Below are 12,197 nucleotides of genomic sequence, written 5' to 3' on the forward strand. Positions count from 1 at the left end.
AGGTCACACCCGCCCGTCCGCCACCCCCGAAAGAGGGTACGACCGATGCCCGATCCGTCGGCGCTGCTGCGCCCTCGCGACACCGACGCCTTGCGCGGCGCGCTGCGCCGGATGGCGGCCGAGGGCGCGGCGCCGGTGCTGTTCGCCGGGGAGGTGCACCGCGAGACGCTGCTGCTCAGCGAGTTCGTCGGCACCAGGACCAGTAATCTGCGGGGTCTTGCCGTGCAATCGAAGTCCGGTCTGGGCGGGGCCAGCATGGTGGCAGGCCGTCCGATGTCGGTGGCCGACTATCGCAATGCCGCGACGATCACGCACGACTACGACGCACCGGTGCTCTCGGAGGGCATCAGATCGGTGCTCGCGGTGCCGGTGTTGGTCGACGGGCAAACCAGGGCGATGCTCTATGCCGCGCACCGATCCGGGTCGCCGTTCGGCGGCAGAGCCGCCGACCTGCTGGTCTCTTCGGCGCATTCGCTGGCCGAGGAGCTGCGCATCCGCGACGAGGTGGACCGCAGGCTGCGGCTGCGCGAAACCCAACTCGCCGGCGCGGCGGGCGCCGGCACCGAACGTATCCGCGAGGTGCACGCCGAACTGCGCGGCCTGGCCGCATCCTCTCCGCTGCCTCTGCAGAATCGGCTGCGCGAACTGGCCGACCGGCTTGTCGGAGCGCTCGCCACCGCACCGCCCGGCGCCGCGCCGCTGTCGCCTCGAGAACTCGACGTGTTGGCGCAGGTCGCCTTGGGGTGTACCAACAGCGAGGCCGCCCAACGACTCTCGCTGAAACCCGAGACCGTGAAGAGCTACCTGCGCAGCGCCGCGGCGAAACTGGGCGCGCACACCCGGCACGAGTCGGTCTCCAAGGCGCGGCGTGCCGGGCTCATCCCCTAGGTTTCGATCGGCGCGACACGCCCCGCGAACGTCACCGCCTCGACGCCGTGCTCGCGGGCGTCCGCTTCGGCTTTGGCGTGCTCGGCGGCCAGATCGAGGGAGCGTGCCATCACTATGTAGGCGATCGCCGAGGCGGCCAGACCGACGAACAGCGCGATGTCGACGTCGTTCATCGCCGCGGCGATCGGTCCGGTGTACCAGACGGTGACGACGAAGGGAATCATCGCGACGATGCCGATGGTGTAGGCCGCCAGTCCGCGCCAGCCCCAGGTCCCGTACACGCCGCCGCGCGGCACGAAGATCTCGCGCACGGCATACCGGCCGCGGCGGACGAAGTAGTAGTCGACCAGGTTGACCGACGTCCACGGCACCAGCAGGTAGAGCAGCACGACCAGGAAGCTGCCGAAGTTCGCGAGGAACTCGCCACTGGACAGCACGGCGCCGAGCAGGCCGCACAGCGCGATCACGGTGCAGGAGATGACGCGCAGCCGGCGGGTGGGCTGCACCGCGCGGAACGAGTCGACCACGGTGATCAGCTCGATCGACGCGGCGTAGATGTTCACCGTGATGACGGTGATCAGCCCGGGAAGCGCGGCGGCGAGAAGCCACAGACCCGAGCCGGGCAGGATGCCGTCGGCGGTCTGTCGGACGGCTTCCAGCGGGGAGAGGTCGGCGAACAGCGCGGCGACGAACGCGCCGAGCACCATCAGCCAGGCGGCGCCGACGAACACCCCGGTGTAGGTGTGGAACAGGGCCTTTCGCGGGCTGGTCTGCGGGGGCAGATAGCGGGAGTAGTCCGACACGTAGGGCGCCCAGCCGAGGGCGTATGCGGCGGCCGCGGCGAACTGGACCAGGAACGCCGCCCAACTGAACCCGCCGAAGCCGAACTGCCCGGCGGGCAGATCGGAGACGATCAGCGCGACGACGGTGAAGACCCCGAACGTCGCGAGGAACAACCACGTCAGCCAGGTCTGCACGCGGTGGATCCAGTGGTAGCCGTAGATCGCCAGCGCCAACGCGAGTGCGGTGATGCACACGAACCACAGATCGCGGACGTCCGCTCCGGTCGTCAGCGTCAGCACGTCGGCCGCGAGGATCTGGTTGAACACGTTGAAGCCGACGATGCTGAAGATGACGACCGCGCAGATCACCACCACTCCGCGATAACCGAATTGGGCACGCGACTGGATCATCTGCGGCAGCCCCAACTGTGGGCCCTGCGCGGAATGGAACGCCGTGAAGACGGTGCCGACGGCCGCACCCAGGATGATCGCCACCAGCGACGTGAGGAATGACGCCCCCAGCGCTGCGCCCACCATGCCGGTGGCCAGCGTGGTGAGGTTCGCGTTGGACATGAACCAGAGCGGGAACAGGGTCGACGGTTTTCCGCGACGGTCCTGGAGCGGCACCCAGTCGATGGATTTGGATTCGATGGCAGACGAGTCACTGGACATGGGTCCTCGCTTCGGATCGGGAGGTCGAGCGGACAGGGATCCGGGGTACCGCGATGTCCCCGTACAGTTCGGGCCGGCGATCGGCGAACAGGTCGTTGAACTCCCCGATCGATTTGTCGAGGGTCAGGTCGAGCTCGGTGGACGCCGCGGTGTTCGCGGTGGCCGGCGTGGCGCACACCCACCCGTCGGGCGAGATGACGCACGTCCCGCCGGTCCACTCCACCCCGCGTTCACTGCCGTGCCGGTCGGCGATGACGGTGGGCAGCCGTGACGAACGCGCGGCCGCCATGGCCTGGACGATCTCGGGCGCATGCTCACCCGACGGCCGGTCGACCAGCGGCCAGTTGACGGGCAGGGCCAGGATTTCCGCGCCGCTCAGCGCGAGTCGTCTTGGCAATTCCGGGAATTCGTTGTCGTAACAAATCGCCACGCCGAGGCGGCAGATCGGGGTGTCGACGACCATGCCCGCGTGCGGCCCCGTGTCGAAGATCCGGTGCTCGGTCCCCCACAGATGCGACTTGCGGTAACAGCCGAGGACCCCTTCGGCGCCGAGGACGAGCGCGGAGTTGAACAGCGCGTCCCCGTCGCGTTCACAGAAGCCGAGTACCACCACGGTCTCGGAGGGCAGTTCGGACGCCAGCGACTTCAGAAGCTCGTCCTCGGCGCGCAGCGCGCACGACCACGCCTCACTCCGATCCGCGAAAACGTATCCGCTGGTGGCCAACTCGGGCAGCACCATCAGGTGCGGACCGCTGCGCGCGCCCTGCCCGAGGGCATCGCGGATCGCGCCCAGATTGCGCTCGACGTCGCCGACCGTCACGTCGACGGGTACCGCGCTCACCCGTATCCGCCCACCCATCGGTCAGCTCACCGCCCGCGCTCGACCGCGGGGGTGCCGTCGAAAACGCCCGAGTGGCGGCCAATTTCCTCGATCCGGAGGGTGGCGGTGGCTTCGTGGGCGGCGAGGCCCTCGAACGCGGAGATGCGTTCCACGGCCGGTGCCAGCTGCGCGGTGGCGTCCCGGCCGGCGCGCTGGTAGGTCAGCGGCTTGAGGAACCGCGATACCGACAGCCCGGCGTTGTACCGCGATGTCTTCCCGGTCGGCAGCACGTGGTTGGTGCCCGCAATGCCCTTGTCGGAGTAGGCGACCGTGCTCCAGGGACCGAGGAACAGCGATCCGTAGTTGCGCAGCTCCTTGTGGAAGAAGTCGTCGTCGGAGGTCTGCACCTCGAGATGCTCGGGACCCAGGACGTCGCTGATCGCCGCCGCCTGCGCGCGGTCGACGGCCAGGATGACCGAGCCGTAGTCACGCCACGCGGCGCCGGCGATCTCCCGGGTGGTCAACGTCTGCAGCTGCCGCTCGATGGCATCGATCACGTTGCGCCCCAACGTCTCCGACGTGGTGATCAACGCCGCCGGCGAGTTCGGCCCGTGCTCGGCCTGGCCGAGGAGATCCGCAGCGACCCACTCGGGATCGGCGGTCTCGTCGGCGAGCACCGCCACCTCCGAGGGGCCGGCCAGCAGATCGATGCCCACCCGGCCGAACAGCTGCCGCTTGGCCTCGGTCACGAACGCGTTGCCCGCGCCCACGAGCATGTCGACCGGCGCGTCGCCCAGCAGCCCGAACGCCATCGCGCCCAGGGCCTGAACGCCGCCGACGGCGAACATGCGGTCCACGCGGGACAGATACGCGCCGTAGAGGACGGCGGGGTGCACTCCGTGTTCACCGGACGGCGGCGTGCACGCCAGCACCGTCGGCACGCCGGCGGCCTTGGCCACACCCACCGTCATGAAAGCGCTCGCCAACAGGGGGAAGCGGCCGGCGGGCAGGTACGCCCCCACCCGCGCGATGGGGATGTACTGCACGCCACCGGTCACGCCGGGTGCCAGCTCGATCTCGAAGTCGCTGAGGTGCTGCCGTTGCGCCGATGCGAACCGGTTGGTGCGCTCGTAGCCGAGTTCCAGTGCCTCGCGGACGTCGGCCGGCAGGGCGTCGCCCGACTTGCGCAGCTCGTCGTCGCTCACTTCGAGGGCCCCGGTGTACCCGTCGAGATCGCGGGAGTACCGGCAGACCGCGTCCAGTCCGGTGCGCTCGATGTCGGCGAGCATCTGCGAGACGCGCTCGACGACCTTCGGATCGCGCTGGGCCGGCGGGCCGTCGACCGCGGGTTTCTTGAGCCAGGTGAACGGACCCAGAGCGCGGGCTTCCTCGGTGGTGATCTGCATGACCGATGACGCTAGGTCGATTTTGCGCACAGGACTAGAGGGACACTTCCTGCGCTTCCTACAGGGTTTTCCTGTGGCTTCTCCGCGGGGCGATCAGCGGCACCGACGAGCGGTCGCCCGACTCGACGACAGGCAGGTCGCGGATCGTGTCCTCGGCGAGGCGCGCGAACTCGCGGGTGGCATTGGACAGCGGACGGACCCGGTGCCGGGCCAGCGCGATGATGTCGAACAACGGCTCGGCGAACGGGACGGTGTGCAGACCCGGCGGGAAGGCGTCGCTGTCGATCACCGCGCCGCTGGCGATCGTGTCCCCGATCCCGGCCGCCACGAGTCGCAGCGCCGACTCGACGTGTTCGATCTCGATCAACGGCTCCACGCGCAGCCCGGCCAACTGGGCCCGCTCCGCCAGTTGGCGACGGGTGGGGTCCTTCCAGCCGTAGTGCGCGTCGTAGAGGACGAGATCGGCGGCGGCGAACTGCTCGATGGTCACCGGCGCGGCGGTGTGGGAGGCGTCGGCGCTGACGTAGAACACCTCGTCGCGCAGCAGCGGGCGCACCGTGAGCTCCTCGTCGTCGATCGGCAGGATCAGGATGCCCGCCTCGATCTCGCCGGCCTGGATCGCGGCCGCGGTCTCCGCCGAGTTCTGACCGACCAGGCGCACCCGTACCGCGGGATATCGCTTGTGGAAGGTCTGGACCAGGCTGGACAGCAGGTAGTAGTCCGCATTGCGCGGCATGCCGAAGGTGGCGGTGCCACCGCCCAGGGAACCGAGGGCACGCACGGCGTGCACACCGCCGTCGACGGCCTGCACCACCTGCTGGGCGTAGGGCAGCAGCTCCTGCCCGGCCGCGGTGAGCGTGAGCCGGCGGCTCCCCCGCACGAAGAGCTGGGTGTCGAGTTCGTCCTCGAGCCGACGCACCAGCTCCGACACCGAGGCCTGCGCGATGGCGAGCTCGTCGGCCGCCGCGGTGAACGAGCCGAGCCGCTCCGCCTCCAGGAAAGCCCTGAGCTGATTGAGAGTCATCCCGGGACAACCCTATGGCCGGGCGAGCCTGATGTCAGGCCAGGGACTGCACCCACGACCGGTGCAGCGCGGCGTAATGACCGTCGGCGCGCGCCGTCAGCTCCTCCGGCGAGCCGTCCTCGACGATGCGGCCATGCTCGAGCACCAGCACCCGGTCGGCGATCTGCACCGTCGAGAGCCGGTGCGCGATCACGATCGCGGTCCGCTCGGCGAGCACCGTCTCCAGCGCCCGCTGCACCATCCGCTCGCTCGGGATGTCGAGCGACGACGTGGCCTCGTCGAGGATCAGCACCGCGGGGTCGGCCAGGAACGCCCGGGCGAACGCGACCAGCTGCCGCTGCCCCGCCGACAGCCGGTCGCCGCGCTTGGCGACATCGGTGTCATAGCCCTCGGGCAGCGCATCGATGAACCCGTCCGCGCCGACGGCCCGGGCGGCCGCCTGTACCTCCTCGTCGGTGGCGCCGGGGCGCCCGAAGCGGATGTTGTCGGCGACCGTGCCGCCGAACATGAAGTTCTCCTGCGTGACCATCACGACGTGACGGCGCAGATCGGCCTGCCTGAGGTCGCGCAGGTCCACCCCGTCGAGGGAGACGCTGCCCGCGCCCGGGTCGTAGAACCGGGTGACCAGTTTGGCGATCGTGGTCTTGCCCGCGCCGGTGGTTCCCACCAGCGCGACGGTCTGACCCGCAGGCACCACCAGGTCGAGATCCGGCAGCACCGGCCGGTTGGGGACGTATTCGAAGCGGACGTCGCGGAAGGCGATCTCCCCACGCACCGAGTCGAGTTCGACCGGCTCGGCCGGATCGGCGATCCCCGGTTTCTCGGCGAGCACCCCGGCCAACTTCTCCAGCGCCGACGACGCCGACTGGAAGGTGTTGAAGAACTGGGAGATCTCCTGCATCGGTTCGAAGAACATCCGCAGGTACAACAGGAACGCGGCGAGCGTGCCGATGGTCATCTGCCCGTGCAGCACCCGGTATCCGCCGTAGAGCAGCACCATGCCGGTGGTGATGTTGCCGACGAACTTCACCCCCGGCATGAAGATCGCCAGCAGTTTGAAGGTCTTCTCGTTGATCACCCGGTACCGGTCGGCGATGTCTTCGAAGATCTGCTGGTTGCGCGGCTCGCGGCGGTAGGCCTGCACCGCCTTGATGCCCGTCATGGTCTCGACGAACTGGACGATCACCAGCGCGGAGATCTCGCGCACCTCGCGGTAGATCCGCGACGACTCGCGGTGGAACCACGCCACCAGCGCCACCAGGACGGGGAACGCCGCCAGACACATCAGCCCGAGTTTCGCGTCGAGCGTGATCAGCAGCACCGAGGTGCCGAACAGCGTGAGCACCGCGGTGATCAGAGAGTCGAAACCGGTCTCCAGCATGTCCTGGATCGCTTCGACGTCGTTGGTGGATCGGCTCACCACGCGGCCCGAGGTGTAGCGGTCGTGGAAAGCGATGTCGAGACGGCCGAAATGCCGGAACACCCGCCTGCGCAGTTCGCGCAGCACCCGCTGGCCGATGCGGCCCGACCGGCGCAGGAAGAACATTCGGGCGCTGGCCTGCACGAGCACCACGCCGCACAGCACCCCGACGATCACCATCAGGGTGCGCGCCGAACCACCGTCGAGCAACGGGGGGATCCCGTTGTCGATGCCCTTCTGCACCAGCAGCGGAACGGACAGCCGCGCAACGTTTTCCACCACCACGACGATCGCCAGCGCCAGCACCGTCCAGCGGTACGGGCGCAGCAATGAGCCGAGCAGGGCCCGCGCCTCGCGGCGCCGCGGCACCGATTCGTCGATCGGCAGATCGTCGTGTTCATCGAACCGGCCGCGCCAGTCCGGTGCCACGCTCACGGCCGTCGCTCCAGGATCTCGCGCTCCAGCGTCGGGCGGCGATCCTCGTCGTCGGGCAGCGGCAAGGGCTCACCCGCCCAATCGGTCTCGCGCTCGCAGCCGTCGTCGAGTTCGTCGTCGGCGGCCAGCAGATAGCGGTACTCGGGCACCCCGGCCAGCAGTTCGGCGTGGGTCCCGACGTGGGTGATGGTGCCGTTCTGCAGCAGCGCGACCCGGTCGGCGAGCAGCACGGTCGACGCGCGGTGGGCCACCACCACGCCGGTGACCGCGTGCAGGACACGACGCAGCGCTTCCTCGACGACCGCCTCGGTGTGGACGTCGAGCGCCGACAGGGTGTCGTCGAGTACCAGGATGCGCGGGCCGGCCAGGATCGCCCGGGCCAGCGAAAGACGTTGCCGCTGACCGCCGGACAGGCTCATGCCCTGCTCGCCGATGCGGGTGTCCAGGCCGTAGGGCAGGTCGTAGACGAACTGCGCGGCGGCCACCTCGACGGCCTGACGCAGCTCCTCCTCGGAGGCGTCCGGTTTGCCGAGGCGCAGGTTCTCGGCCACTGACATCGAGAACAGCGTCGGATCCTCGAACGCCGTCGCGACCGCCTGCCGCAGCGCGTCGAGGCTGAGCTCGCGGATGTCCTGCGCGTCGATGCGGATCTCGCCCTCGGTCACGTCGTACAACCGGGACAGCAGACCCACCAGCACCGACTTGCCCGAGCCCGTCGCACCCACGAGCGCGAGCGTCTCCCCCGGCTCGACGGTCACGGTGACGTGACGCAGCGACCAGTCCTCGGAGTCCGGGAACCGGAAGCCGACGTCGACGAGTTCGAGGCGGCCACCGCGCGGACTCTGCTCGCGCGGACCGTCGGTGATGTCGCGTGGTGCGTCGAAGATCTCGGCGATGCGGTTGGCGGCGGTGAACGACTCCTGGGTCATCGACAGCAGGAAGCCCAGCGACGCGATCGGCCAGACCAGCGACAGCATCATCGTGATGAACGCGACCAGCGTCCCCATCGTCACGTAGCCGTGCCCGGCGGCGTACGCCCCGAAGCCGAGCACGAGGATCAGTGTCAGGTTCGGGATGATCTCCAGCAGCGTCCAGAATTTCGCCGACACCGTCACCCGCTTCACCTGGGTGTCGTAGAGATCGGTGAGCTGCTCGTCGAACCGGTCGTAGACGTAGTCCTCGCGGCCGAACGACTTGACCACCCGCAGCCCGAGCGCGGCCTCCTCGACGTGGGTGGCGACGTGGCCGGCCTGGTCCTGCGCCTGTCGCGACAGCCGGGTGTACTCCTGCTGGAAGTGCAGCACGGTGAGCGTGATCGGGATGATCGACACCAGCACCACCACGCCCAGCGGCCAGTACATCGCCAGCAGGATCGCGGTGACGACGGTGATCTGCAGGACGTTGAGGATCAGGAACGTCAGGCCGAACGACATGAAACGTCGAATCGTGCTGAGGTCGTTCATGATTCGCGACAGCAACTGGCCCGACTGCCAGCGGCCGTGAAACGACATCGGCAAAATCTGCAGCCGCGCGTAGAGGTCTTTGCGGATGTCGGCCTCGACACCCATGGTCGCGCGGGCCACCAGCCATCGCCGGATGAACCACAGCACGGCCTCGGCGATGCCGACGCCCATCGCCGCCGCGCCCAGCGTCCACAGCCCCTGCTGGTCCTGATGGCGCACCGGCCCGTCGATGACGGCCTTGGTCATCAGCGGGATCGCGACAGTGGCGGCGAGGCTGGCGAAGGCGACGGTGAACATCAGGATCCACCTGCCGCGGTACGGCAGCAGGTAGGGCAGCATCCGCCACAGGTCCGAGCTCGGCCTCACCCGTCGGGGCGGCGGCGCGATCGCGGGCGCTGCGCGCAATGCGTTGTCTCCGAATTCAGCCACTCAGAACATCTTCCCACTGCGGGCAAGTGGTTAACTCGTCTACCGAATGTGCGGTGCAGGGCAGGTGCGCGTGCGGACCGGTCGTGCCGCAGGTGCGGCGCTCGGACCCGAACTGGGTGCGGTACAGCTCGGCGTAGCGGCCGCCGCGGCCCAGCAGTTCGGTGTGCGTGCCGCGCTCCACGATGCGGCCGTCCTCGACGACCAGGATCAGATCGGCGGCCCGGATGGTCGAGAGCCGGTGCGCGATCACCAGCGACGTGCGGCCGGCCAGCGCTTCGGCCAGCGCCTGCTGCACCTTGGCCTCCGACTCCGAGTCCAGCGACGCCGTGGCCTCGTCGAGCACGACGACGCGGGGCGCGGCCAGCAGCAGGCGCGCGATGGTCAGCCGCTGACGCTGCCCGCCGGACAGCCGGTATCCGCGCTCGCCGACCACGGTGTCGAGCCCGTCGGGCATGTCGGCGACGACCTCGTCGAGCCGGGCGCGCCGCAGCGCCTCCCAGATCTCGGCGTCGGTCGCCTCCGGGGCTGCGAGCGCGAGGTTGGCCCGGATCGATTCGTGGAACAGGTGCCCGTCCTGGGTGACCATGCCGACGGTGTCCTTCAGCGACGGGAACGTCGCGTCGCGCACGTCGGCGCCGCCCAACCGGATCGCGCCGGAATCGACGTCGTAGAGCCGCGCCAGCAACGACGCCGTCGTCGACTTCCCGGCGCCTGACGACCCCACCAGGGCCACCATCTGGCCGGGGTGCGCGGTGAACGAGATGCCGTGCAGCACTTCGTCGCCGCCGCGGTCGTCCAGTTCGGTGACCTCCTCCAGCGAGGCCAGCGAGACCTTGTCGGCGGCCGGGTAGGAGAAGTGGACGTCGTCGAACTCCACGGTGACCGGGCCGTCGGGGATCGCGACGGCGCCGGGCCGTTCGCGGATCAGCGGAACCAGGTCGAGCACCTCGAAGACACGCTCGAAACTGACGAGCGCCGTGGCGATCTCGACGCGGGCATTGGCGAGCGCGGTCAGCGGCGCGTACAGCCGGGTCAGCAGCAGCGCCAGCGACACGATCGCGCCGGCCTGCATCTGACCGCCCAGGGCCAGGGCGCCGCCGAGCCCGTAGACCAGCGCGAGCGCAAGCGCCGACATCAACGTCAGCGAGTTCATGAACGTCGCCTGCAGCATCGCGGTGCGCACCCCGATGTCGCGCACCCGGCCCGCCCGCACGGCGAACTCGCGGGATTCGACGTCGGTGTCCCCGAACAGTTTGACCAGCGTGGCGCCGGGCGCGGAGAACCGCTCGGTCATCTGCGTGTTCATCGTGGCGTTGTGGGCGGCGGCCTCGCGAGACAGCGTCGCCATCGCCGAGCCGATGCGCCGGGCCGGCAGGAGGAACAGCGGCATCAACACCAGCGACACCAGCGTCACCTGCCAGGAGATGCTGATCATCACCGCGAGCGTCAGCGTCAGCGTGACGATGTTGGAGACGACCCCCGAGAGCGTGTCGGAGAACGCCCGCTGGGCGCCCATCACGTCGTTGCCCAGGCGGCTCACCAGCGCGCCGGTGCGGGTCCTGGTGAAGAACGCCACCGGCATCCGCTGCACGTGGTCGAACACCGCCGTGCGCAGATCCAGGATCAGGCCCTCGCCGATCGTCGACGACAGCCACCGCGTCAGCAAAGACATCGCCGCCTCGGCGAGCGCCACCGCGGCGATCACCGCCGCCAGCAGCGCGACCACGCCCACGGTGCCGCCACCGGTGATCTCGTCGACCACGCGGCCGGCCAGCAGCGGCGTCGCCACCGTCAGCACCGCGCTCAGGACGCTGACCAGGAGGAACACCCACAGCATGCGGTGGTGCCGGCCGGCGAATCGCCAGATCCGCGCCAAGAGCCGACGGTCCGCCAGCGACCGCAGATCACCGCCCCGGGCATGCGTCTGCCGGTACAGCGACTGCCGGGCAACCGTTTCCAAGCTCATCTCATCACCGTAGAACCTCAACAATGGGTGAGGTCGAAGACTTCCCAGGCGGCCGGGATAGGGTTCAGACCCGTGCCCGAGGTGACCGTGATGACCACGCCCGGCCCGGCGGTGGAGACGAAACTGCAGGCCTGGGAGCGGCGCGCCGAGTGGCCGCTGGCGCTCGCGGCCGTGCTGTTCCTCGCCGCCTACAGCGTCGAGGTCCTCGCCACGCCCGCCGGTGCGGCCGCCGTCGCGGTCCGAATCGTCAGCATCGCGTCATGGTTGATGTTCGTCGTCGACTACGCCGTCCGGCTCTGTCTCGCCGAGCAGCGGTGGCGGTGGTTCTCCCGTCACCTGTTCGATCTGGCGATCGTCGCCCTGCCCGTGCTGCGGCACCTGCGGCTGTTGCGCCTGGTCACGTTGATCACGGTGCTCAACCGCGCCGTCGGGCACGCCATCCGCGGTCGCGTGGTGATGTACACGGTCGGCGGCGCGGTGCTGCTGGTCTACGTCGCGTCGCTCGCCGTCCTGCAGAACGAGCGCGGCTACCCCGGCGCCCAGATCACCCACTTCGGCGAGGCGTTGTGGTGGGCGATGACGACGATCACCACGGTCGGCTACGGCGACCTGACGCCGGTGAGCCCCACCGGGCGGGTGATCGCCGTGCTGCTGATGATCGGCGGCATCAGCCTGCTGGGCTCGATCACCGCGACGCTCGCCTCGTGGATCGTGCAGCGCGTGGCCGACGAGGACACCGCGGCGCGCGTCGTGACCACCGAGCACATCGACGTCCTGGTGACCGAGATCCAGGAGCTGCGGGCCGAGGTACGGCGCCTCGGCGGCAGCTCCCGGCCCCGCGACGGGCTGGACGGGTAACGGGCCAGGGTCCCCCAGCTCGAGGCCCGCATCA

The 12,197-nt window shown here is 69.5% G+C and carries 9 protein-coding genes; 2 read left to right on the forward strand and 7 right to left on the reverse strand.

The genetic code is table 11. From position 1 onward, the window contains the following. Positions 1 to 45 precede the first annotated feature (45 nt). The gene (locus MCHLDSM_RS32950; RefSeq protein WP_048473884.1) at positions 46 to 888 is read left to right on the forward strand and encodes a LuxR C-terminal-related transcriptional regulator; all 843 of its coding nucleotides are present in this window, start codon (positions 46 to 48) and stop codon (positions 886 to 888) included. Here MCHLDSM_RS32950 and MCHLDSM_RS32955 read toward each other — a convergent pair. The 7 genes from MCHLDSM_RS32955 to MCHLDSM_RS32985 are packed head-to-tail and all read right to left on the reverse strand — an operon-like array spanning position 885 to position 11,305. After that, on the reverse strand, positions 885 to 2,342 hold the full coding sequence (locus MCHLDSM_RS32955) for a purine-cytosine permease family protein (protein ID WP_048473885.1): 1,458 nt from the start codon (positions 2,340 to 2,342) through the stop codon (positions 885 to 887). The two genes, MCHLDSM_RS32950 and MCHLDSM_RS32955, sit on opposite strands and share 4 nt — an antisense overlap. After that, a complete protein-coding gene (locus MCHLDSM_RS32960; protein WP_234714265.1) occupies positions 2,332 to 3,183 on the reverse strand; it encodes a nitrilase-related carbon-nitrogen hydrolase in 852 nt (283 codons plus the stop codon). The genes MCHLDSM_RS32955 and MCHLDSM_RS32960 overlap by 11 nt, the downstream gene beginning before the upstream one ends. A 26-nt stretch (positions 3,184 to 3,209) precedes the next feature. Further along, complete coding sequence (gene hisD, locus MCHLDSM_RS32965) at positions 3,210 to 4,568, reverse strand: histidinol dehydrogenase (RefSeq protein ID WP_048473887.1); 1,359 nt, start codon at positions 4,566 to 4,568, stop codon at positions 3,210 to 3,212. Positions 4,569 to 4,626: 58 nt separating this feature from the next. Beyond that, positions 4,627 to 5,592: a LysR family transcriptional regulator gene (locus MCHLDSM_RS32970; protein WP_048473888.1), complete on the reverse strand. Its 966-nt coding sequence runs from the start codon at positions 5,590 to 5,592 to the stop codon at positions 4,627 to 4,629. 34 nt (positions 5,593 to 5,626) lie between these two features. Then, positions 5,627 to 7,447 carry an ABC transporter ATP-binding protein gene (locus tag MCHLDSM_RS32975; RefSeq protein ID WP_063840663.1) on the reverse strand — a complete coding sequence of 607 codons (1,821 nt, stop codon included), beginning with the start codon at positions 7,445 to 7,447 and terminating at the stop codon, positions 5,627 to 5,629. Beyond that, the gene (locus tag MCHLDSM_RS32980; protein WP_048473890.1) at positions 7,444 to 9,339 is read right to left on the reverse strand and encodes an ABC transporter ATP-binding protein; all 1,896 of its coding nucleotides are present in this window, start codon (positions 9,337 to 9,339) and stop codon (positions 7,444 to 7,446) included. The genes MCHLDSM_RS32975 and MCHLDSM_RS32980 overlap by 4 nt, the downstream gene beginning before the upstream one ends. Further along, entirely contained in the window at positions 9,332 to 11,305 is a 1,974-nt protein-coding gene (locus MCHLDSM_RS32985) for an ABC transporter ATP-binding protein (RefSeq protein WP_048473891.1), read from the reverse strand. Before MCHLDSM_RS32985 ends, MCHLDSM_RS32980 begins: the two co-directional genes overlap by 8 nt. Before the next feature lie 90 nt (positions 11,306 to 11,395). On the opposite strand from MCHLDSM_RS32985, the gene MCHLDSM_RS32990 reads away from it, so the two are divergent. After that, on the forward strand, positions 11,396 to 12,163 hold the full coding sequence (locus MCHLDSM_RS32990; protein ID WP_048474186.1) for a potassium channel family protein: 768 nt from the start codon (positions 11,396 to 11,398) through the stop codon (positions 12,161 to 12,163). Positions 12,164 to 12,197 lie beyond the last annotated feature (34 nt).

The sequence above is a fragment of the Mycolicibacterium chlorophenolicum genome, from assembly GCF_001044235.1.
In the GTDB taxonomy this organism is placed as follows: Bacteria; Actinomycetota; Actinomycetes; order Mycobacteriales; family Mycobacteriaceae; genus Mycobacterium; species Mycobacterium chlorophenolicum.